The organism is Citricoccus sp. I39-566, assembly GCF_031432995.1.
Classification (GTDB): Bacteria; Actinomycetota; Actinomycetes; order Actinomycetales; family Micrococcaceae; genus Citricoccus; species Citricoccus nitrophenolicus_A.
Genome location: NZ_CP133842.1, coordinates 716,960 through 739,198 on the forward strand (window position 1 = coordinate 716,960; position 22,239 = coordinate 739,198).

Annotated in this window: 21 protein-coding genes; 16 read left to right on the forward strand and 5 right to left on the reverse strand. The window is 70.7% G+C overall.

Translation table 11 applies throughout. The features are described 5' to 3' along the window. The first annotated feature begins 100 nt into the window (after positions 1 to 100). The 11 genes from RE421_RS03380 (at position 101) to RE421_RS03430 (ending at position 11,312) form a co-directional block, all read left to right on the forward strand. The gene (locus tag RE421_RS03380) at positions 101 to 487 is read left to right on the forward strand and encodes a PadR family transcriptional regulator (protein ID WP_309814313.1); all 387 of its coding nucleotides are present in this window, start codon (positions 101 to 103) and stop codon (positions 485 to 487) included. Next, positions 484 to 1,614: a hypothetical protein gene (locus tag RE421_RS03385; RefSeq protein ID WP_309814316.1), complete on the forward strand. Its 1,131-nt coding sequence runs from the start codon at positions 484 to 486 to the stop codon at positions 1,612 to 1,614. Before RE421_RS03380 ends, RE421_RS03385 begins: the two co-directional genes overlap by 4 nt. 28 nt (positions 1,615 to 1,642) lie before the next feature. Further along, positions 1,643 to 2,659, forward strand: a complete 1,017-nt coding sequence (gene panC / locus RE421_RS03390; protein ID WP_309814319.1) for a pantoate--beta-alanine ligase — start codon at positions 1,643 to 1,645, stop codon at positions 2,657 to 2,659. Positions 2,660 to 2,718: 59 nt separating this feature from the next. Beyond that, positions 2,719 to 3,186 carry an SRPBCC family protein gene (locus RE421_RS03395; protein ID WP_309814322.1) on the forward strand — a complete coding sequence of 156 codons (468 nt, stop codon included), beginning with the start codon at positions 2,719 to 2,721 and terminating at the stop codon, positions 3,184 to 3,186. Positions 3,187 to 3,251: 65 nt separating this feature from the next. After that, positions 3,252 to 5,294, forward strand: coding sequence for a M13-type metalloendopeptidase (locus RE421_RS03400; protein ID WP_309814324.1), 2,043 nt, complete (start codon positions 3,252 to 3,254; stop codon positions 5,292 to 5,294). 55 nt (positions 5,295 to 5,349) lie between these two features. Continuing rightward, a complete protein-coding gene (gene lysS, locus RE421_RS03405) occupies positions 5,350 to 6,891 on the forward strand; it encodes a lysine--tRNA ligase (protein WP_309814328.1) in 1,542 nt (513 codons plus the stop codon). Continuing rightward, positions 6,891 to 7,121 carry a hypothetical protein gene (locus tag RE421_RS03410; RefSeq protein WP_309814331.1) on the forward strand — a complete coding sequence of 77 codons (231 nt, stop codon included), beginning with the start codon at positions 6,891 to 6,893 and terminating at the stop codon, positions 7,119 to 7,121. The genes lysS and RE421_RS03410 overlap by 1 nt, the downstream gene beginning before the upstream one ends. 222 nt (positions 7,122 to 7,343) lie before the next feature. Beyond that, positions 7,344 to 7,643 (forward strand): Lsr2 family protein, encoded by a 300-nt coding sequence (locus RE421_RS03415; RefSeq protein WP_309814334.1) that lies wholly within the window; start codon positions 7,344 to 7,346, stop codon positions 7,641 to 7,643. A 133-nt stretch (positions 7,644 to 7,776) separates the two neighbouring features. Then, a complete protein-coding gene (locus tag RE421_RS03420) occupies positions 7,777 to 10,314 on the forward strand; it encodes an ATP-dependent Clp protease ATP-binding subunit (protein WP_309814337.1) in 2,538 nt (845 codons plus the stop codon). Positions 10,315 to 10,498: 184 nt separating this feature from the next. Then, entirely contained in the window at positions 10,499 to 11,017 is a 519-nt protein-coding gene (locus RE421_RS03425; protein WP_309814339.1) for an amino-acid N-acetyltransferase, read from the forward strand. 100 nt (positions 11,018 to 11,117) lie between these two features. Next, positions 11,118 to 11,312: a CsbD family protein gene (locus tag RE421_RS03430; protein WP_309814342.1), complete on the forward strand. Its 195-nt coding sequence runs from the start codon at positions 11,118 to 11,120 to the stop codon at positions 11,310 to 11,312. Positions 11,313 to 11,342: 30 nt separating this feature from the next. Here the strand turns inward: RE421_RS03430 and RE421_RS03435 are convergent, their stop codons facing one another. Beyond that, on the reverse strand, positions 11,343 to 12,263 hold the full coding sequence (locus RE421_RS03435) for an A/G-specific adenine glycosylase (protein WP_309814345.1): 921 nt from the start codon (positions 12,261 to 12,263) through the stop codon (positions 11,343 to 11,345). 90 nt (positions 12,264 to 12,353) lie between these two features. Between RE421_RS03435 and RE421_RS03440 the strand changes: the two genes are divergently transcribed. After that, a complete protein-coding gene (locus RE421_RS03440; RefSeq protein ID WP_309814349.1) occupies positions 12,354 to 13,040 on the forward strand; it encodes a hypothetical protein in 687 nt (228 codons plus the stop codon). 59 nt (positions 13,041 to 13,099) lie between these two features. On the opposite strand, the gene radA is transcribed toward RE421_RS03440, so the two are convergent. Both radA and RE421_RS03450 read right to left on the reverse strand, forming a co-directional pair. Further along, entirely contained in the window at positions 13,100 to 14,500 is a 1,401-nt protein-coding gene (gene radA, locus RE421_RS03445) for a DNA repair protein RadA (protein ID WP_309814353.1), read from the reverse strand. A gap of 65 nt (positions 14,501 to 14,565) precedes the next feature. After that, positions 14,566 to 15,738 carry an FUSC family protein gene (locus tag RE421_RS03450; protein ID WP_309814356.1) on the reverse strand — a complete coding sequence of 391 codons (1,173 nt, stop codon included), beginning with the start codon at positions 15,736 to 15,738 and terminating at the stop codon, positions 14,566 to 14,568. A gap of 333 nt (positions 15,739 to 16,071) precedes the next feature. On the opposite strand from RE421_RS03450, the gene RE421_RS03455 reads away from it, so the two are divergent. The 4 genes from RE421_RS03455 (at position 16,072) to pstB (ending at position 20,289) form a co-directional block, all read left to right on the forward strand. Continuing rightward, entirely contained in the window at positions 16,072 to 17,175 is a 1,104-nt protein-coding gene (locus RE421_RS03455) for a phosphate ABC transporter substrate-binding protein PstS (RefSeq protein WP_309814360.1), read from the forward strand. A 150-nt stretch (positions 17,176 to 17,325) separates the two neighbouring features. Then, the gene (gene pstC / locus RE421_RS03460) at positions 17,326 to 18,294 is read left to right on the forward strand and encodes a phosphate ABC transporter permease subunit PstC (protein WP_309814362.1); all 969 of its coding nucleotides are present in this window, start codon (positions 17,326 to 17,328) and stop codon (positions 18,292 to 18,294) included. Next, complete coding sequence (gene pstA, locus RE421_RS03465; protein ID WP_309814364.1) at positions 18,294 to 19,478, forward strand: phosphate ABC transporter permease PstA; 1,185 nt, start codon at positions 18,294 to 18,296, stop codon at positions 19,476 to 19,478. The genes pstC and pstA overlap by 1 nt, the downstream gene beginning before the upstream one ends. A gap of 31 nt (positions 19,479 to 19,509) precedes the next feature. Beyond that, positions 19,510 to 20,289, forward strand: a complete 780-nt coding sequence (gene pstB / locus RE421_RS03470) for a phosphate ABC transporter ATP-binding protein PstB (protein WP_309814366.1) — start codon at positions 19,510 to 19,512, stop codon at positions 20,287 to 20,289. Positions 20,290 to 20,367: 78 nt separating this feature from the next. Here pstB and RE421_RS03475 read toward each other — a convergent pair whose 3' ends face one another. Both RE421_RS03475 and RE421_RS03480 read right to left on the reverse strand, forming a co-directional pair. After that, on the reverse strand, positions 20,368 to 21,387 hold the full coding sequence (locus RE421_RS03475; protein WP_309814368.1) for an inorganic phosphate transporter: 1,020 nt from the start codon (positions 21,385 to 21,387) through the stop codon (positions 20,368 to 20,370). Between the two features lie 5 nt (positions 21,388 to 21,392). Then, the gene (locus tag RE421_RS03480) at positions 21,393 to 22,019 is read right to left on the reverse strand and encodes a hypothetical protein (RefSeq protein WP_309814371.1); all 627 of its coding nucleotides are present in this window, start codon (positions 22,017 to 22,019) and stop codon (positions 21,393 to 21,395) included. Positions 22,020 to 22,239: the final 220 nt, after the last annotated feature.

Consider the following 22,239-nt stretch of genomic DNA (forward strand, 5'->3'; position numbering starts at 1 on the left):
CCAACGTGCGACGGGACCCGCCTTGACCCGGTCGAACGACTAGGTACAGACTGTACCCATCGCTAAGTACGGCGCGTATCGACTGGTCAGGAGGGCCGCCATGTCAGCTGCGGACGAGGGCTGGCCGGCCGCGTGGTCGCGGACCGCGTTGCCGACGGCCATCCTGGCGGTGCTCCAGGACTCCGCCCGTCATGGCTACTCCGTGGCGACCCAACTCGAGGACCGCGGCTTCGGCCGACCCCGCGGCGGCTCGCTCTACCCCCTGCTGGGCCGCCTCGAGGACGAGGGGCTGATCGAGTCCACGTGGGAACCCGGCGGAGCCGGCCCCGGCCGCCGCGCCTACCACCTCACGGCCAAGGGGAAGCGGCGGCTCGCGTGGGAACGGACCCAGTGGGCGGCGCTGACCGCGGCACTCGGCGCGCACCCCGCCACCGGGGAACACCAGGACGGCCCCGCCACGGCGGGCACCACGCAGGAGGGACCATGAACGACAGCACGGAGTACCTGGACCGTCTGGAAGCGGATGTCCTGGAGCAGGGCCACCCGGCCGACGATCTCCGGTGGGCGCGCGACGGATACTTCCGTCTCCTGCTCTCCCGGGTGAAGTCCTCGCCCGCCCAGGGGGAGGTGCGCCGCGCCGCCGCCAGGGCGCGGGAGGCCGGCCTGACCCTGGAACAGGCCCACGGACCCTCCGGCGCGTGGGCCGAGTCCGTGGCCCGAGCTTGGGTCTCCACGGCGCCCGAGCGGTTCGCCGCAGCCGGCGGCCCTGCAGAACCGGCCTGGAGCCCGCGCTCGGCGCTCTGGGGGATCCCGGCGCTGGCCGCCGCGCTGTCCGTGGCCTTCGCGCTGGTGGGCCTCATCCCGGGGTGGGGCCCGGAGCGGCCAACCCTGGGATGGGTCCTGCTTCCGGGGCTGCTCGCCGTGCCCGTGGTGATGGTCCATGCGGTCTACCACGCCACCCTGGGCCGGTTCGGGAACACCCGCGCGGTGGTCACGGCCGTCGTCTCCACCGTGGCCATGGCAACCGCCATCGCCTGGGCGGTGATGGGGGCGTTGGACGTGCCCCTGCCGCCCGGGGTGGCCTGGGCGTGGATAGCGTTGGCCGGCTACGCGGCACTGGCGGTCGTCGCCTGGAAGGTGGCGCAAAGGGTCCCCGGCAGCAGTGCCGGCCCCGACCCGGGTGTCCACGTCCGCGTCCACGAGGCGCACGAACCGGTGGACGACCACGCGTGGGAGCGCCAGTTCCGCACCGCGCTGTTCCAGCGGGGCGTGCGCCGGGACCGTGACGTGGAGCGGGCTGTGCAGGAGGCGCTGGGCCATGCGGAGGCCAGCGACCGGCCGGCCGTGGAGGAGTTCGGCTCCCCGTGGGACTACGCCCGGACGCTGACCGAGGACCCGGTGGTGCGGACCCGCCGGTCCACCGTGTTCCATGGGGTCCTCACCCTGCTGTGGGCCGCCCTCTCCGCCGACGCGCTGCTCGATCCTGAGGCGGAGACCACCTGGGTGGAGGTCGTCCTCCGCGGGACGGTGGTGGCGCTCCTGGCCGTCGCCACGGCCTTGCGCGCCCGGGAGTGGCGTCAGGCCGCCCGGCTCAAGGCCGAACGGAGGAGCTGAGGGGACCAGCCCCCCTAGACTCTCCTGCGTGACCCCGCTCGACCGCGCCCCAGACCGCACCCCCGTCCCCGCCGGCACCGGCCTGACGCTGGAGGACGCCACCGGCCCGGCGGCCCCCGGCGGGACCGGACCGCTGCCGGAGGTGCTCCCCACCCGCGCCGCGTTCCGGGCGGCGCTCGCGGAGAGGGTGCGCGCCGCCGTCGGGAACGGGGTGCCTGAACCCACCGTGGGGCTGGTCCCCACCATGGGGGCGCTGCACGGCGGCCACGCCGCCCTGGTCCGCCAGGCGCGCGCGGAGAATGACATCGTGATCGCCTCCGTGTTCGTGAACCCCCTCCAGTTCGGGGACCCCGCGGACCTCGAGCACTACCCGCGCACCCTCGAGGCGGACCGGGCGATCCTCGGTGCCGCCGGCTGTGAGCTGGCCTTCGCCCCGGACGTGCAGGAGATGTACCCCGGGTACCCGGACGCCCCGATCGTCACGGTGAGCGCCGGCCGCATGGGAGAGGTCCTGGAGGGCGCCTCCCGGCCGGGGCACTTCGACGGCGTCTGCACCGTGGTGGCCAAGCTGTGGAACATCACCGCCCCCCCGGCCCCGGCCCGGCTGCGCAGCTACTTCGGTCAGAAGGACGCCCAGCAGCTGGCCGTGCTGCGCCGCCTGCAGGCGGACCTGGACGTCCCCGTGGAGATCCGGCCGGTCCCGCTCGTCCGCTCCCCGGAGGGCCTCGCCCTCTCATCACGGAACACGCGGCTGTCCCCGGAGTCCCTCGAGGCCGCCCTGGTGCTGCACCGCGCCCTGGCCGGGCTCCGCGAGGACGCCGACGCCGGCCGGCCGGTCGGCCTCGCGGTGGCCCGCACGCTCGTGGAGGCCGAGCCGCTGGCCCGGCTGGACTACCTCGAGATCGTGGACCACGCCACCCTGGAACCGCTCAACGCCGAGCAGCTCGCCGCGCCCCTGGGCCGTGAGGCCCTGGCGCTGGTGGCCGCCACCTTCGAGCCCGTCCGCCTCATCGACAACGTCATCCTGCCGGCCGCCACCGGCTGACGGCCCGCCGGGAGGCCTTGAAAGGACAGGGCCCGGCATGATTAGGGTGGGTGATGACGATGAACGAGACCGCACACGGCGAGAAGAAGCAGACCGTCACCCGGACCATCGAGGCCCCGGCCAAGGACATCTTCCAGATCCTGACCCTGCCGGCCCGGCACCAGGAGTTCGACGGCTCGGGCATGGTCCGCGCGGACGAGAAGTCCCAGCGCCTCCAGCAGGTCGGGGACACGTTCGTGATGAACATGCACAACGAGCGGTTCGGGGACTACCGGATGGAGAACCACGTGGTGGCCTACGACGAGAACAAGCTCGTGGGCTGGAAGCCCGCCTCGCCCGGCACGGAGGCCGCTGGCTGGCAGTGGGTGTACCAGCTGCAGTCCGTGGACCAGGACACCACCGAGGTCTCGCTGACCTATGACTGGTCCCAGGTGACGGATGCGGACCTGCTGGCCCAGAACATCTTCCCGGCCGTCAGCGAGGAGCAGATGGACGCCTCCCTGGCCGGGTTGCAGTCCCTGGTCTGATCCGGCCGGGGCGGCACCGCTAGGATCGGGGGAACGCCGGACCTGACCTGCCAAGGAGCCCTTCTGTGACTGAGACCAGCCAGCCGACCGCCCGCGAGGACCTCTACCGGCACGTCAATGGTGCGTGGCTGGATGCGCACTCGATCCCCGCGGACCAGGGCGCCTACGGGGCCTTCATGGAGCTGCGGGACGCCTCGGAACTGGCCGTGAAACACCTCGCCGAGGACGCCGCGGGACCCTTCTGGTCCGGCCCCGGCGCGGGCGCCGAGTCCGGGCCCTTCACGGCACCGTCGGATGAGGCCGGGGCCCGCCGCCGCATCGGCGCCCTCTATGCCTCCTTCATGGACGAATCCGGGGTGGAGGACCGCGGGCTGGAGCCGATCGTGGCGGACCTGGCCCAGATCGAGTCCGTGGCCACGCCGGAGGAGTTCATCATGCTCTCCGGCCAGCTCCAGCGGGCCGGCGTCAGCGGGCTGATCGGCACCGGCGCCCTGAACGACGCCGGCAACCCCGAGCGCATGCTGCTGCACCTCATCCAGGACGGCCTGGGTCTGCCGGACGAGTCCTACTACCGCGAGGAGAAATTCGCGGACCTGGTCACGGACTACCGCCAGCACGTGGACAACCTCTTCATGCTCGCCGGCATCGGCGGGGACCGGGACGAGGCCCAGCGGGACGCGGACCGGGTGGTGGACCTCGAGACCAAGATCGCGGCCGCGCACTGGGACGTGGTCAGGGTCCGGGACGCCGTGGCGCGCTACAACCTGATGGACCGTGCCGCATTGCTGGAGTCCTTCCCGCTGGCCGGGCCGTGGCTCGAGGGCGTGGGCGCCGCAGGGGCGCGCAGCCAGGAGGTCGTGGCCTGGCAGCCGGACTTCCTGGCCGCGATGCAGGAGCTGCTGGTGCAGGAGGACCTCGAGACGTGGAAGCGCTGGCTCCAGCTCCAGCTGCTGCGCTCCGCCGCGCCCTACCTCACCGAGGCCTTCGTCCAGGAGAACTTCGAGTTCTACGGCCGCAAGATCGCCGGCACGGAGGAGGTGCGGCCCCGCTGGAAGCGGGGTGTCTCCTTCGTCAACGGCGCCGTGGGGGAGGACGTGGGCCGGCTGTACGTGGCCCGGCACTACCCCGCCGGACACCAGGCCGCCATGGACGGGCTGATCTCCGCCCTGACCGAGGCCTACCGGCGTTCCATCAGCACCCTGGACTGGATGGGGGAGGACACGCGCCAGAAGGCCCTGGAGAAGCTGTCCATGTTCAACCCCATGGTGGGCTTCCCCGTGAAGTGGATCGACTACTCCACCCTGTCCGTGGACCCGGGGGACCTCGTCGCCAACGTCCGCGCGGCGAACGCCTTCGAGTTCGAGCGCGACCTGGCCAAGATCGAGACCGGGCCGGACCCGGAGGAATGGCACATGACCCCGCAGACGGTCAACGCCTACTACTCCCCGCTGGAGAACGCGATCGTGTTCCCGGCGGCCATCCTGCAGAGCCCCTTCTTCGACCCGGACCGGCTGGCCGCCGAGAACTTCGGGGCGATCGGCGCGGTGATCGGCCACGAGATCGGCCACGGCTTCGACGACCAGGGCTCGCAGTACGCCGGGGACGGCTCCCTGCAGAACTGGTGGACCGACGCCGACCGCTCGGCCTTCGAGGAGCGCACCGCGAAGCTGGTGGACCAGTACGAGGTCCTGCACCCCGCCGAGGCGCCCGAGCACCACGTCAACGGCCAGCTCACCCTCGGGGAGAACATCGGCGACCTGGGCGGGCTGGGCATCGCCTACCGGGCGCTGGGCATCTGGCGGGAGGAGCACGACGCCGGCCGGCCGGGTCCCGCGGACGGCTCCGGCGCCGGGCCGGCCGGGGACCCGGAGGCGCAGCAGGCGGCCCTCGAGCAGGACCGCGCCTTCTTCGCGTCCTGGGCCGAGTGCTGGCGTCAGCTGACGCGCACGGAGACCGCGATCACCCGCATCACCTCGGACCCGCACTCGCCCAACGAGTTCCGCTGCAACCAGGTGGTGAAGAACCTGGACGCGTTCCACGCGGCCTACGGCACCGAGCCGGGGGATGCGATGTGGCTGGACCCTCAGGAGCGCGTCACGATCTGGTGATCCGGTGGGCCGCCGCCCCTGTCGGGTGGAGGCCTCGCGGGGGCACGTAGACTGGATGACCGTGAGCACGGAGAACCCCACCAGCCCCACCGACCAGCGCCAGGTGCGCCATGACAAGCGAGCCGAGATCCTGGACTCGGGCCGGGAGGCCTACCCGGTGACCGTGGGGCGCACCCACTCCCTGGCCCAGGTCCGCGCGGCCCACCCCGACCTGGAGCCCGGCACGGAGACCGGCGAGACGGTCGGGATCGCCGGCCGCGTGGTGTTCCTGCGGAACACCGGCAAGCTGTGCTTCGCCACGCTCCAGGAGGGCGGCGTGGGAGGCGTGGGCGACGACGCCGGCGAGGGGGTCCGCCTGCAGGTGATGGTCTCCCTGGCGAAGGTCGGCGAGGACGCGCTCGCCCAGTGGAAGCGCCTGGTGGACCTCGGCGACCACGTGGCCGTGAGCGGCGAGGTCATCGCCTCCCGCCGCGGGGAGCTGTCCATCATGGCCGACTCCTGGCAGATGGCCTCCAAGGCCCTGCGCCCGCTGCCCGTGCTGCACGCCGAGCTCAACGAGGAGACCCGCGTCCGCCAGCGCTACGCGGACCTGATCGTCCGCCCCGAGGCCCGGCGGATGGTGCACGACCGCGCCGCCATCATCCGCTCGATCCGCGCCACGCTCGAGTCCCACGACTACGTGGAGGTCGAGACCCCGGTGCTGCAGCTGATCCACGGCGGCGCCCACGCCCGCCCCTTCGAGACCCACCTCAACGCCTTCGACCAGGGCATGACCCTGCGGATCGCCACCGAGCTGTACCTCAAGCGCGCGGTCGTGGGCGGGATCGACCGGGTCTTCGAGATCGGCAGGGTGTTCCGCAACGAGGGCGTGGACTCCACCCACTCACCCGAGTTCACCACCCTGGAGTCCTACGAGGCCTGGGCTGACATGTACGTCATGGCGGAGCGGATGCAGGAGATGATCCTGAAGGCCGCGGACGCCGTAGGCGCCGGACGGACGATCGAGACCCCGCAGGGGACCGTCGACCTCGGCGGTGACTGGGCCTGGGTGGAGGTCTACCCGGGGCTGTCCGAGGCCGTCGGCCGGGAGATCACCCCGGACACCACCGTGGAGGAGCTGCGGGCGGTGGCCGAGCAGCACCAGGTGGGCTTCGACCCGTTCTGGGATGCGGAGAAGCTGGTCATCGAGCTCTTCGGCGAGATCGTGGAACCGACCCTGATCAACCCCACCTTCGTCTACAACTACCCGCCGGCGGCCCAGCCGCTGGCGCGGCCGCACCGCGAGCAGCCCGGCGTCATCGAGGCCTGGGACCTGATCATCGGGGGCATGGAGCGGGGCACGGCGTTCTCGGAGCTGATCGACCCCGTGATCCAGCGGGAGCGGCTCGAGTCCCAGTCCCGGGCCGCGGCCGCGGGGGACGACGAGGCCATGCAGCTGGACGAGGACTTCCTGCGGGCCCTCGAGTACGGTGCCCCGCCGATGGGCGGCATCGGCCTGGGCATCGATCGCCTGGTGATGCTGTTCACCGGGGCGGGCATCCGGGAGACGATCCTGTTCCCGCTGCTCAAGCCGGAGGCCTCCGGGGGCGGTCACTGATGGCCGCCTTCTGGGATTACTTCTCCGTCCTGGCCCCCTCCGTGGGGCTCGCCCTGATCTTCTGGCTGGTCATGCGTTCCGTGTTCCGGGTGGACACCGGGGAGCGCGAGGCCAAGGCGGAGCTCGAGGAGCGCGAGGCCCGGCAGTGGGCCAGCGAGCGGGCCGGGCAGACGCCGCCCGGGGAACGCCCGGACGGGGCCGGGACTCCGCCGGCCGCCGATCAAGAATGAGGATATCCGGGAACGTGTTCTCCCTTTGACTACCTGTGAGTTTGCCCCGAATAGTGCCTCCAGGGCCTCGTGGAGTTGAACATTCTAGAAGCGGTGTGAATACTCTGATTCTGGACTTGCAGCAGCGGATCGGATTCCGCATTGCTCAGTGGGGCACCGGAGTTCAACCCTGGACGTGAATGGTGCTCCTGGTTGAGGGAATGACAACAACGAGGGGGAACCTTGGCGCAGAAGGTGGAAGTGGTCTTGGTAGATGATCTGGACGGTAGCCCGGCCGATGAAACCGTTCAGTTCTCCTTGGACGGACGGCATTATGAAATCGATTTGTCGACCGAGCATTCCAAGGAGCTGCGGTCGACCCTGAAGGCCTACATCCGGAAGGCCCGCGCGGTCGCGCCGCCGGCCCCTGCCAACGAGGCGGCGAGGATCCGCGAATGGGCCGCGGAGAACGGCTATGAGGTCTCCCGCCGCGGGCGGCTGCACCGGGACGTGGTGGAGGCGTACCGCAACGCGAAGAAGTAGCGGGCCGAAGCGCCCGGCTGCACAAGGACCCGGCACCTGTCTCGGGCGGCTGTTCTCCCAGTGGCGAACAGCCGCCCGAAGTCGTCTGACGGTGCGTAGCATCGACAGCACAGTCAGCAAGGAGTGTGCCCAAATGTTTGAGAGATTCACGGACCGTGCCCGGCGGGTGGTGGTGCTCGCGCAGGAAGAGGCGCGAATGCTCAACCACAGCTACATCGGTACCGAGCACATCCTGCTCGGTCTGATCCACGAAGGCGAAGGAGTGGCCGCGAAGGCCCTCGAGTCGCTCAACATCTCCCTGGGCGCCGTGCGCGAGCAGGTCCAGGAAATCATCGGCCAGGGTCAGCAGACCCCCTCCGGCCACATCCCCTTCACGCCCCGGGCCAAGAAGGTCCTGGAGCTCTCCCTGCGGGAGGCGCTGCAGCTCGGGCACAACTACATCGGCACCGAGCACATCCTGCTCGGTCTCATCCGCGAGGGTGAGGGCGTTGCCGCCCAGGTCCTCGTGAAGCTCGGCGCAGACCTGAACCGGGTCCGCCAGACCGTCATCCAGCTGCTGTCCGGTTACCAGGGCGGCACCGGGGGCAAGGAGACCGCCGGAGCCGGCGTCTCGGCCGGCGGCCAGTCCGAGGGGGCCCCGGCGGGTTCCGTGGTGCTGGACCAGTTCGGCCGCAACCTGACCGCCGCCGCGCGGGAGGGCAAGCTGGACCCGGTCATCGGCCGTTCCCAGGAGATGGAGCGGGTCATGCAGGTGCTGTCCCGCCGCACCAAGAACAACCCCGTGCTCATCGGCGAGCCCGGCGTCGGCAAGACCGCCGTCGTGGAGGGCCTGGCCCAGGCGATCGTCCGCAACGACGTCCCCGAGACGCTCATGGACAAGCAGCTGTACACGCTGGACCTGGGCTCCCTCGTGGCCGGTTCCCGCTACCGCGGTGACTTCGAGGAGCGGCTGAAGAAGGTGCTCAAGGAGATCCGCACCCGCGGGGACATCATCCTGTTCATCGACGAGATCCACACGCTCGTGGGTGCCGGTGCGGCCGAGGGGGCCATCGACGCCGCCTCGATCCTGAAGCCCATGCTGGCCCGCGGCGAGCTGCAGACCATCGGCGCCACCACGCTGGACGAGTACCGCAAGCACATCGAGAAGGACGCGGCCCTGGAGCGTCGGTTCCAGCCGATCCAGGTCAATGAGCCCTCCGTCGATGAGACCACGGAGATCCTCCGGGGCCTGCGTGACCGCTACGAGGCCCACCACCGGGTCTCCATCACGGACGGTGCCCTGAAGGCGGCCGCCACCCTGGCGGACCGCTACGTCTCGGACCGGTTCCTGCCGGACAAGGCGATCGACCTGATCGACGAGGCCGGTGCCCGCCTGCGCATCAAGCGGATGACCACCCCGCCGGAGATCAAGGAGTACGAGGCCCGCATCGCGGAGGTCCGCGCCGAGAAGGAGGCGGCCATCGACGGCCAGGACTTCGAGGGCGCCGCCAACCTGCGTGACGCCGAGCAGAAGCTCACGGACGAGCGCAACCAGAAGGAAGAGGAGTGGCGCACCTCCGTCTCGGAGGGCATCGCCGAGGTGGATGACGATCTCATCGCCGAGGTGCTCTCCACCTCCACCGGCATCCCCGTCTTCAAGCTCACCGAGGAGGAGACGGACCGCCTGCGCAACATGGAGGCCGAGCTGCACCACCGGGTCATCGGCCAGAACGAGGCGATCGCCTCCCTGTCCCAGGCCATCCGCCGCACACGGGCCGGGCTCAAGGACCCGAACCGCCCGTCCGGGTCGTTCATCTTCGCCGGCCCCACGGGCGTCGGCAAGACCGAGCTGGCCAAGGCGCTGGCCGAGTTCCTGTTCGGTGACGAGGAGGCCCTCATCACCCTGGACATGTCCGAGTTCCAGGAGAAGCACACGGTCTCCCGGCTCTTCGGTGCCCCTCCCGGCTACGTGGGCTACGAGGAGGGTGGCCAGCTGACGGAGAAGGTCCGCCGGCGCCCGTTCTCCGTGGTGCTGTTCGACGAGGTCGAGAAGGCACACGCCGACCTGTTCAACTCGTTGCTGCAGATCCTGGAGGACGGCCGACTGACCGACTCCCAGGGCCGCGTGGTCGACTTCAAGAACACCGTGATCATCATGACCACGAACCTCGGCACCAAGGACATCTCCAAGGGCGTCATGACGGGCTTCCAGTCCGCCGCGGACACCCAGACCGGCTACGACCGGATGAAGGGCAAGGTCCAGGAGGAGCTGCGCCAGCACTTCCGGCCCGAGTTCCTCAACCGCGTCGATGACGTGATCGTCTTCCCGCAGCTGTCCAAGGGCGAGATCGTGCAGATCGTGGATCTGTTCGTGGCACGGCTGCAGAAGCGTCTGGACGATCAGGACCTCACGATCTCGGTGTCCACCCCGGCCAAGGAATTCCTGGCCGACCGGGGCTACGACCCGGCCATGGGTGCCCGTCCGCTGCGCAGGACCATCCAGCACCTCGTGGAGGACCAGCTCTCGGAGCGGATCCTCTTCGGGGAGATCACGCCCGGCTCCGCCATCAGCGTGGACCTGGAGGGTGAGGGCGAGACGGGGAAGCTGACGTTCAGCGTCTCCCATCAGCCGGCGGCCCTGGATCCGGCTCCGGAGCACGGGGAGATCGAGGCCTCGGCCGCCGGCCAGTAGGCGGAGTTCCCCTGGTCGACCGGGTGTCGATCAGGGGATTGCCGGCCCCCGGGGTCCGACAGCGGACGCCCGCGCCCCGTCCCGGCCGCAGCGGCACCTGATGCCGGAAGGACCCGCCCCCTGCCGGGGCGGGTCCTTCGCCGTGGCGGAGCCGATGCCGGCGGGCCGGTCCTAGACTGAACCGATGGACTCCAGCGAACTCCTCCTCCGGCCGGCACGGACCCACGACGTCCACGCCATCCGGTCCCTCGTGGAGCCGTTGGCCCGGGACCGGGTCCTGCTGCAGAAGGAGGCCGTGGCGTACTACGAGGCGATCCAGGAGTTCGTGGTGGCCGAGGCGCCGGACGGCTCGCTGGCCGGCTTCGGGGCGCTGCACGTGATCTGGGAGGACATCGCGGAGGTGCGCACGCTGGCCACGGCCGGCGCCTGGCGCGGGAAGGGGGTCGGCCACCTGGTCCTGGACCGCCTCCTCGAGCGGGCCCGGGCGGTCGGGGTCTCCCGGGTGTTCTGCCTGACCTTCGAGGTCGGGTTCTTCGCCCGGCACGGCTTCACCGTGATGGCGGACCAGTCCGCCGTGGATCCAGAGGTCTACTCCGAGCTGCTGCGCTCCCAGGACGAGGGCGTGGCGGAGTTCCTCGACCTCGCCCGGGTCAAGCCGAACACGCTCGGCAACACCCGCATGATCATCCGACTGGACGGCTGAACGGGGCACCGCCAGGGGGTGCCGCGGCGGGACCGATCGTGATTGACTGGCCGTGATGCGCCGGCGTCAGCCGACCGCACACCGAAGCGAGGAGGAACATATGGGTACCGGAGACCGCTTTGAGGGAAAGGCCGATGAGCTCAAGGGCCAGGCCAAGCAGGGCCTGGGCGACGCCACGGACAACGACCGACTCAAGAATGAGGGCCGCGCCGACGAGGCGAAGGGCGGCCTGAAGGAGAAGGCCGAGGACGTCAAGGACGCGGCCAAGGATCTCTTCGGCGGAAACAACAAGTAGACCGCAGCACCACGGGCCCGGAACCCCTGCTCAGCCAGGAAGGCTGAGCAGGGGTTCCGGGCCTTCGTCGTCCCGGGAGGCCAGGCCGTCCGCGACCAGCCCGGCCACGCACCGTTCGAACTGGGCAGGGTCCGGCCGGTGGGCACCCAGGGCCCCGGCCGCCGTCGTGCGTTCGGTGATCTCGCGGAGGGCGACCTGCCCGGAGTCCCGCAACAGGGCCATGATGGCGCCGCGGACCTGACGGTCGGTGCCCGCCCACGCCTGACCGGTGGGCGTGTAATGCGGCGCGGGCATGCCCGCCTCACGCCACGCGCACACCTCGGCCACGGGGCACTGTCCGCAGCGCGGGGCGCGGGCGGTGCACACCAGGGCCCCCAGCTCCATCACGGACGCGTTCCACCGGCAGGCCTCGAGAGGATCCTCGGGCATGAGGTCCCGGGCCAGGGCCATCTCGGCCGCGGTGAGGGACTTCTCCGGCAGGGCGCGGCCGGAGACCATCCGGGCGTGCGCCCGGCGGATGTTCGTGTCCACGACCACCTCGGGGCGGCCGAAGGCGAAGGAGGCGACGGCGGCGGCCGTGTAGGTGCCGACGCCCGGCAGGGCCAGCAGCTCGGCGGCGGTGTCCGGCACCTCGTTCCCGTGCGCCCCGGCGATCCGGGCGGCGGCCGCCTGCAGCCGGAGTGCCCGGCGCGGATAGCCCAGCCGGCCCCAGGCGCGGATGACCTCGGCCGGGGACTCAGAGGCCAGGTCCCGGGGCGTGGGCCAGCGTTCCATCCAGGCGGTCCACACGGGCAGTACCCGGACCACGGGGGTCTGCTGCAGCATGACCTCGCTGACCAGGATGCCCCACGGGCCGCACTCGGGGTCGCGCCAGGGCAGGGCCCGGCCGTGGACGTCGAACCAGTCGCCGATGCGCCGATGCAGTGTGGAGGTGATGACCGGCGCAGACATGCCGTCCACTGTAGTGCGCGCCGCGCGCCGTCCGGGTCCTCCCGGCGTGGCCGGGCCGGGGGAGGGCGCCCGGGTCCATAAGCTGGAGGCATGCCCGGTGACCCGCGATCCCACGACCTGCTGCGACCCCAGTCCCTCGCGGTGTACCGCCGCCGCCGGCTGGTGGCCGTGGTGTTGCTCGTGGTGGTGCTGGCCCTGCTCGTGGGGCTGGTCTGGTGGCTGGTCTCCCTGTTCCGCCCGGCCCCGGACGGCGCAGGCGCCGTCCCGTCCCCGAGTCCGAGCGCGCCGGCCTCCCCGTCAGCCGGCGGGGCCTCTGGCTCCGCCTCGCCGTCCGCCTCCGAACCCTCCGCCTCATCCTCCGGCTCGGCCTCGGCGGATGCCGCGACGGCAGGCGACTGCCCGCCCGGGGACATCGTGATCTCGGCGGCCACCGACCAGCCGACGTACACGGAGGGTGAGGAGCCCGTCCTGGAGCTGCGGGTGGACAACACGGGCGAGGAGCCGTGCGAGGCGAACCTCGGCACCTCGCAGCAGGTCTTCACCGTCTACTCGGGATCGGACCGGATCTTCTCCACCGAGGACTGCCAGGTGGAGGGCGAGGACGCGCTGGTGGAGATCTCGCCGGACGAGCAGGAGCGGGCCCGGCTCACCTGGCCCCGCGTCCGCACCGGCCCCGACTGTGCGGAGGTCGGCTCGGAGCCGCGCATCGGCACCTACCGGCTCGAGGTCTCCCTCGGTCAGCTGCAGGCGCAGCCGGTCACCTTCACCCTGCAGTGAGCTTCACCGGTCGGTGACCCGCGCTCCGCGGTGATGACCCCCACTCCGCGGTGACCGCCCTACGCGACCCACGCCTTCATGGTCTCCAGCGCCTCGGTCAGGGTGCGGACCTCCGCGACCCGCACTCCCTCGGGCAGCTCGCCCAGCGGCTCGGGCGACTTCGGCACCACGGCCCGGCGGAACCCCAGCCGGGCTGCCTCGCGGATCCTGCGGCCGATGCCGGGCACCGGGCGGACTTCGCCCGCCAGCCCCAGCTCCCCGAAGGCGATCAGACCCTTGGGCACCACCGCGTTGAGCTTGGCGCTGGCGATGGCCAGTGCCGCGGCGAGGTCAGAGGCCGGCTCCGTCAGCCGGACCCCGCCCACCGTGGCTACGTAGCAGTCGTCCTGGTTCAGCGGGAAGCCGGCCCGGCGCTGCAGGACGGCCAGGATCATGTTGATGCGGGCCGTGTCCAGCCCGCTGACCGTCCGGCGGGGACTGCCCTGACCGGACGGGGTGAGCAGGGACTGGACCTCGGCCACCAGGGGGCGCCGCCCCTCCAGGGTGACGGTGACGCAGGTGCCCTCCACGGGGTTCGCCGTCCCGGACAGGAACAGTCCTGAGGGGTCCTCGAGGGACACGATCCCGCCGTCCCCGAGGTCGAAGCACCCCACCTCGTCCGTGGGGCCATAGCGGTTCTTCACGGCGCGCACGAGGCGTAGCCGCGAGTGCCGCTCGCCCTCGAACTGGCACACCACGTCCACGAGGTGCTCCAGCAGCCGGGGGCCGGCGATCGAGCCGTCCTTGGTCACGTGCCCCACCAGGACGGTGGTCATGTTGCGGGACTTGGCCTCGTTGATCAGGCTGGCCGCCACCTCCCGCACCTGGGTCACGCCGCCCGCCGTGCCGTCCACGGACTGGGACTGCAGGGTCTGGACGGAGTCGACGATCAGCAGGTCCGGATCGGCCTTCTCGATCTGGCCCAGGGCGCGGCCCAGGTCCGTCTCCGCGGCCAGGAACAGGGTGTCCGCCACGGCGCCGATCCGGTCGGCGCGCAACCGCACCTGGGCCGCCGACTCCTCCCCGGTCACGTACAGGACGGACCGCGTGGAACCCTCCGGCCGGCGGTGCCGGGCGACCTTCGCGGCCACGTCCAGCAGCAGGGTGGACTTGCCGATACCCGGCTCCCCGGCCATCAGCACCACCGCCCCCGGCACGAGTCCGCCGCCCAGGACACGGTCCAGCTCGGACACCCCCGTGGTGTGGAAACGGGCCTGGGAGGCATCGACCTCGCCGATCGGCACGGCCGGGGTGGCCACGGTGGACGCGGGGGTCCGGCCGGAGGAGGCATCGGCCCCGGTCTCGGTCACAGTGCCCCAGGCCTGGCACTCGCCGCACCGGCCGACCCACTTGGCGGTGGTCCAGCCGCATTCGCTGCAGCGGTAGCCGGGATTCGCTCGCTTGGTGGTCTTGGACGCCATGGACCAAGGGTAGTCGGCACGCCGGACGCGTTAGGCGCCGGCCGCCGTCGGCTGTGGACATCGGCCTAGAGCCGGGGAAGGTACCCCACGGCCTCCTCGTGGGAGGCGCCCGTGGCCTCGATCAGGTCCACCATCATGGGGCGCAACAGCATCACAAGCGCCTCGGAGTGTAGCGTGCCCGCCCCCAGCTCGGCCGGGTCGAGGCGGGCGGCGGCGCTGCCGAGCGCGTCCCGGGCCACGGACAGGGACTTGTGGCGACCGGTCGCCGAGGGCTCCCCCAGGGAGCGGCCGAGGATCCCGACGGCGTCCGCGGCCTCGTCGAACCAGTCGGCCAGCAGGGTGGTCCCCTCCTCATCCAGCGCGCCGTTGTCGATGACGCTGATCACCCGTCGGGCGACGACGCGCATGCTGCGGACCGCCAGGTCCGATTTCTCGACGGTCTGCGCGGTCTCCTCCAGGGCCGTCTTGGACCGGCGCTGGATCGGCGAGAAGGTGGCCACCTCCTGGGCGTTGCGGACGTCCTTGCGCAGGTTGTCCACGGCGCTCTGCGTGCTGCGGCAGGCCACGAGGCCCATCCACGCGGTCCGCGACTCGTGGGAGCGCAGGGCCTCCGAGCAGTCGCGCAGGGATCTCGTCAGGGTGGCGTAGAGGTCGCGCAGCCCGGTGGCGGCGTCCTTCTGCAGGTTGCGGGGGGACAGCAGGGTCACCAGCAGGGCGATGATCCCGCCGACCACGGCATCCTGGCTGCGCGTGAACGGCCCGCCCTCGGCCGCGGGCAGGAGGACGACCAGCACGGACTGCAGGCTCATCTGGAGGGTGAAGGTGGATCCGGAGTCGATGAAGCGGGCCACCAGGATCGAGGTGAAGACCACGAGCACCGCCTGCCAGTAGCCCTGGCCCAGGGCCGCCTGCATGAGGTCCCCGATGAGGATGCCCAAGGTGCACCCCACGGCCACCTCGATGACCTTGCGGACCTTCGGATCGCGGTTGAAGCCCAAGGCGATGAGCGCGGCGGTGGCCGCGAACAGGGGGGCCTCATGCCCCAGCACGAGCTCGGCGAAGACGTACGCCAGGACGGCACACAGGGAGGTGACGGCCGCCGGGACCAGGCTGGAGCGGACCCGGGAGGCGCCGGAACGGGCCCGGCGCGCGGCGAAGGAGCGCGTGCGGACCCACCCCTGCCGGGCGCTGGCCTTGGTTCTCGTCCAGGAGGAGCCGGACGTGGGCTGCTGCTCCATGGCTCCTAGCTTAGGCCGGAGCCGCCGGCAGGTCCGGACGCCGTGGGGCGGCGTGATGTTACTCACCCGCCGGGGCACGGCCCGCCCCCCGGAGCCGGTACTTCCCCGCCGTTGCAGGGCTGTGGGCCGGCTCGGGGAGCGGTGCCGGACCGGCGTGGCGGGCCACCGTTAAGGTCGCGTTAATCTTCAACCGCCCCGCGCGACACCTTCGGCCCATACCTTCGCTGGTGGACCGAGGTCAGCGGGATCCCTGCCTGCTTCATGCGTCACCACCAGAACCGTGGGGTGGACGTCCTCGACCGCACTGTCGTCAAACTCGAAAGAGGCAAATCTGTGAAGGCTCTCCGCATCGGCCGCTCCGCCGCCGTCCTGTCCGTCGCCGCACTCGCCCTGACCGCCTGCGGCGGCAACGGCGGTTCCACCGACGAGTCGTCGGCAGCCGGCTCCGAAGGCGCCGCCCCGGCCGAGGTCTCGGGCACCCTGATCGGCGGTGGCGCCTCCTCGCAGGAGTCCGCCATGACCGCGTGGACCGACGGCGTCACCGAGGTCCACCCCGACCTGACCGTCCAGTACGACCCGGTGGGCTCCGGCTCCGGCCGCGAGGGCTTCCTGGCCGGCCAGTACTCCTTCGCCGGCTCCGACGCCGCGATGGACGAAGAGGAGATGACCGAGGCCGAGGGCGTCTGTGGCCCCGAGGGCGTCTTCCACGTCCCCTCCTACATCTCCCCGGTCGCCGTCGCGTTCAACCTCGAGGGTGTCGACCAGGTCAACATGGACGCCGAGACCATCGCCCAGGTCTTCACCGGCGAGATCACCACCTGGAACGATCCGGCCATCGCCGACCAGAACCCGGACGCCGAGCTGCCGGACACCCCGATCACCGTGGTGCACCGCGCTGACGACTCCGGCACCACCGAGAACTTCACCGACTACCTGACGGCTGCCGCTCCGGAGTCCTGGACCTACGATGTCGTCGAGACCTGGCCCTCCGAGATCACCGCCGAGTCCGCGCAGCAGACCTCCGGTGTCGTCTCCCTGACCGAGTCCACGGACGGCGCCATCACCTACGCCGACGCCTCCCAGATCGGTGGCCTCGGCACCGTGGCCGTGCAGGTCGGCGAGGAGTACGTGCCGTACTCCGCCGAGGCCGCCGCCGCCGCCGTCGAGAAGGCCGCCCCGGGCGAGGCCGGTGCCGTCGAGCTCGACCGCACCACCACCGAGGAGGGCGTCTACCCGATCGTCCTGGTCTCCTACCACATCTTCTGCAACCAGTACCAGGATCAGGAGACCGCTGACATGGCCAAGGCCTTCGGCGAGTACGTGGTGTCCGAGGACGGCCAGACCGCCGCGGAGGAGTCGGCCGGCAACGCCCCGATCTCCGAGTCCACGCGCGAGACCGCCCTGGAGTCCATCCAGGCCATCTCCGTCCAGGGCTGATCACCGCCGGCTCCGGCCGGTGGTGACCACCGGTTGACCCAGCCGTCGACCCTGAAGAAGCAGGGTCGGCGGCTGTGTCATGCTTTACACGCCACCCATACCCGGGATGCGGGATCCCACCCCGCACCACGAACTCCGAGGGGAGTCACCGTGACTGAAACAGCCACTGAGAGGGCGAAGGAACCGTCGCTCAAGGCATCTCGTGGCGGCGCCGCAGGGGACAAGGTCTTCTCCGGGCTGGCCCTCGCGGCCGGGGTCATCATCCTGATGGTCCTGGCCTTCGTGGCGATCTTCCTCGTGGTCGAGGCGCTGCCGGCCCTGTGGCCGACGGTCTTCTCCGACGAGGAGTCCATCGAGAGCGCCGACACCTTCTGGCAGTACGTCTGGCCGCTCATGGCCGGCACCCTGATCGCCTCGATCATCGCGATCCTGATCGCCACCCCGGTGGCCGTCGGCATCGCCCTCTACATCTCCCACTACGCCCCCAAGTCGATCTCCACGCCGGTGGGCTACGTGATCGACCTGCTCGCCGCCATCCCCTCCGTGGTCTTCGGCGCCTGGGGCATGACGACGCTGGCCTCGGGCATGGTCCCCGTCTACGGGTGGCTCGGCGAGTACCTCGGCTGGATCCCGTTCTTCGGCGGGGGCGCCTCCACGACGGGCCGGACCCTCCTGACCTCGGCGGTCGTGCTGGCGGTGATGATCCTGCCGATCATCACCTCCCTGTGCCGCGAGATCTTCATCCAGACCCCGAAGCTGCATGAGGAGGCCGCGCTGGCCCTCGGCGCCACCCGCTGGGAGATGATCAGGATGACCGTCTTCCCGTTCGCCCGGGCCGGCATCATCTCCTCAGTCATGCTGGGCCTGGGCCGCGCCCTCGGCGAGACCATGGCCGTGACCCTGGTACTGTCCGGCGGCGCCTTCTCCTGGAGCCTGATCTCCTCCGGAGCCAACCAGACCATCCCGTCCGAGATCGCGCTGAACTTCCCCGAGGCGTTCGGCATGCGCCAGTCCGAGCTGATCGCAGCCGGCCTCATGCTGTTCATCATCACCCTCGTGGTCAACATGGTCGCGCGCTGGATCGTCAACCGGCACAAGGAATTCTCGGGAGCGAACTGATGACTACCTCAACTGACACCACCACCCGGGCCCGGACGCCCCGGCCGGGCGGCTCGAAGAAGAACTCCCTAACCGCCGGCCAGATGCCGCGGTGGACCTGGATCGCGGTCCTCGTCGGTGCCCTGGTCCTCGCGGCGGGCCTCACCGCCCTGCTCGGCGGCGGCTCGTTCAGCTGGACCGGCTGGCTGATCTTCGCTGCCATCCTCTACGTGGTGGGCATGTATGTCACCACGTACGTCCTCGAGACCAGGCGCCGGGCCACGGACGGCATCTGGCGCAACCTCGTGTGGGCGGCGTTCATCCTCGCACTGATCCCGCTGGTCTCGGTGATCTGGACCGTGGTCGCCAACGGTCTGCCCACCCTCCTGGCCCAACCGCAGCTGCTGTGGACGGACATGAGTGGCGTGACGGGGGCGGATGACATCTCCACCGTGGAGGAGGGCGCTCCCCTGCAGGGAGGCTTCCTGCACGGCCTCGTCGGCACCCTGATGATCACGTTGCTGGCCACGGTGATCTCCGTGCCGATCGGCCTGCTGACCTCCATCTACCTCGTCGAGTACGGCAAGGGCGGCTGGTTCTCCCGGGCCATCGTGTTCTTCGTGGACGTCATGACCGGCATCCCCTCCATCGTGGCGGGGCTGTTCGCGTTCGCGTTGATGGAGCTGATCATCACGACCTTCATCGGCGATTCGCCCCGGCACCTGCAGATGATCAAGATGGGGCTCACGGCCGCTGTCGCGCTGGCCGTGCTGATGATCCCGGTGGTCGTCCGCTCCACGGAGGAGATGCTGCGCGTGGTCCCGAACGAGTTGCGCGAGGCATCCTACGCCCTGGGCGTGCGCAAGTGGCGGACCATCTTCAAGGTGGTGCTGCCCACGGCCATGTCCGGCATCGCCTCCGGCATCACCCTGGCGATCGCACGGGTGACCGGCGAGACGGCGCCCATCCTGGTGACGGCCGGATATGCGGCGGCCACCAACTGGAATCCGTTCAGCGAGTGGATGACCGCGCTGCCGGTCTTCATCTACCGACAGCTGATGAACCCCACCGCTCCGGCAGCCGGCTTGCCGTCGGCAGACCGCGCCTGGGCGGCGGCGCTGGTCCTGATCGTCATCGTGATGCTGTTGAACCTGGCAGCCCGCATCATCGCCAAGGCCTTCGCGCCGAAGAAGACCGGCCGCTAAGCCGAGCAGACTGAAAGACAGAGGAACTCACATGTCAAAGAGCATCGAGGCCATCGACCTCAACGTCTACTACGGCAGCTTCCTGGCTGTGGAGGGCGTCAACATCTCCATCGCGCCGCGGTCGGTCACCGCCTTCATCGGCCCCTCGGGCTGCGGCAAGACCACCTTTCTGCGGACCATCAACCGCATGCACGAGGTCCTGCCCGGGGCCCGCGCCGAGGGCCGGCTGCTGATGGACGGCGAGGACATCTATGCCCCCGGCGTGGACCCCGTCACCGTGCGCACCCAGGTCGGCATGGTGTTCCAGCGGCCCAATCCGTTCCCCACCATGTCCATCCGGGACAACATCCTGGCCGGCCACAAGCTCAACGGGAAGCGGATGTCCAAGTCCGAGGCGGACGGCATCGTGGAGAAGTCCCTGCGGGGATCCAACCTCTGGAATGAGGTCAAGGACCGCCTGGACAAGCCGGGCTCGGGCCTGTCCGGTGGCCAGCAGCAGCGCCTGTGCATCGCGCGTTCGATCGCCGTGGAGCCGAACGTCATCCTCATGGACGAGCCCTGCTCCGCCCTGGACCCGATCTCCACGCTGGCGATCGAGGACCTGATCAACGAGCTCAAGAACGAGTACACCGTCATCATCGTGACGCACAACATGCAGCAGGCCGCCCGCGTGGCGGACAAGACGGCGTTCTTCAACATCGCCGGTACCGGCAAGCCGGGCAAGCTCATCGAGTACGACGAGACCTCGGTGATCTTCAACAACCCCGGCAACAAGCAGACCGAGGACTACGTCTCCGGCCGCTTCGGCTGACCTCCCCCAGCACTTTGCGGGCAGAGATCACTACTGATCTCTGTCCGCAAAGTGCGTTGAGGGTGCGTTTGAGCAGGCTCAGAACAGCGGGCTGGCCGCCGCGGCGAGGATCAGGGCCGCGAGGGCCGGGACCACGAGCGTGGCCAGCCAGTAGTGCACCACCTTCTGGACCTGCGGCCAGCGGACCGCCGTGTAGCGCTGGTTCTCGCCGGCACCGATGATGGCCGCCGTGGCCGAGTGGGTGGAGGACAGTGGCAGGTGCAGGGCGAAGGAACCCACGAAGAGCAGCCCGGCGCTGACGATGGAGGCGACGGCGGAGCGCAGGGGGTCCAGGCGCACGAGGGTGTCCGTGAGGGTGTGCGCGATGCGCCAGCCGCCGAACAGCGTGCCGAGGGCGAGGGAGGCCCCGGCGGCGACCGGGACCCACCATTCCAGCGCCTCCGGCCGTCCGATGGCGGAGTAGGCGATGGCGACCATGAAGGTGATGCGCTGCCCGGACTGGACGCCGTGACCCAGGGCGTTGGCGGCGCCGGAGACGGACAGCGACATCCGGGCCGCATGGTTGACGGCGCCGGGCGCCGCGTCCCGCGCGGCCCAGGTGGCGGGCGTGACGAGGACCCAGGAGAGGAACCAGGCCAGCACGGGGGACAGGACCAGCCCGAGCAGCATGGCGGTGATGAGGGTGGGGGACCAGACGCCCTCGAAGGAGGCGTGTCCGGTGATGGTCAGGGCCAGGCCGGCGCCGACCAGCCCGACGATCAGCGCGTGGGTCATGGAGATGGGCATGCCGCGCCGCCAGGCGAAATACCCCCAGGCGATCGCCACGGCCAGGGGGACGAGGGCCATCACCAGCCCGGGGCCGCCGTCGGGGATGGCCGGTGGCAGCTCGCGCCACACGGCCGTCAGCAGGCCGCCGGAGAGGACGCCGCCGAGCAGGTTCATGGTTGCGGCGAGCAGCAGCGCCGCACCGGGGGTGAGGGCACGGCTGCGCACGGGCAGGGCGATGGCGTTGGGGGCATCCCGCATGCCGTTGAGCAGCCCGTAACCCGCCGCGAGGAGGAGGACCAGGACGAGCAGGGCGACGACGAGGGGGGACACGCCGTTCAGGATTCCTGCACGAGGATGCTGCCCACGTGCACGGTGATCTGCCGCACGGCGACGATGGCGGCGTCCACGGCGTGCGCGGCCTCCCGCTGACGGTTGTAGCTGCGCTGGAGCAGGTCACCCGTCATGCCGGAGACCCACTCCACCATGACGCGCTCGGCGCGCTTGGAGTTGCGCTGGAGCTGGATCCAGGTCTCCTCGAGGGCGTCGAGATCCCGGAACTGGGTCACCGCCTCCTCCAGCAGCTCGGCCTGGCGGCCGAGGTTCTCGAGGATGTCCATGGCCTCGGGCGGCAGGCGGAACTGCTCCGTGGCCATGATCAGCAGCCCCGCGTTGCAGACCTTCTCCACGGCGTTGTTCAGGCCGTCCGCCATCAGGTAGAGGTCCTGACGCGGCAAGGGGGTGATGTAGGAGCTGCGCAGACTCGTCATCAGCGCCATGTGGCGCGCCGTGGCCGCGCTGTCGATGTCCTGCAGTCCGGCGTCGATCTCGTCGGTGGTGGCCGTGGAGGCACCCATCAACTGCGCCACCTGGTCCACCGCGGCGCCCAGTCCCTCCGCCAGGGCGGCCAGGTGTTCGACGCTTGCGGTGTCCGGGGCGAGCAGGGAGGACAGTGAGAAGTTCATCAAGGCTCAGGGTATCCCGCCCTGATCCGCGGCGGGAGGAGCTCGGGCGGTGCCGGACCGGGAACGCCTCTCGGCGAGTGGCCGCTCGTGGCGGCGGAATATTGGAGCCCGGGGTTACCGCGGCCCGGCACCGGTATCCAGTGTGCGCGGTCCGGGCCGCGGCTGTCCACCGGAATCCGTGCTGTCAGCCATCAGCACAAGAGGGCGTCCGCGGGAATAC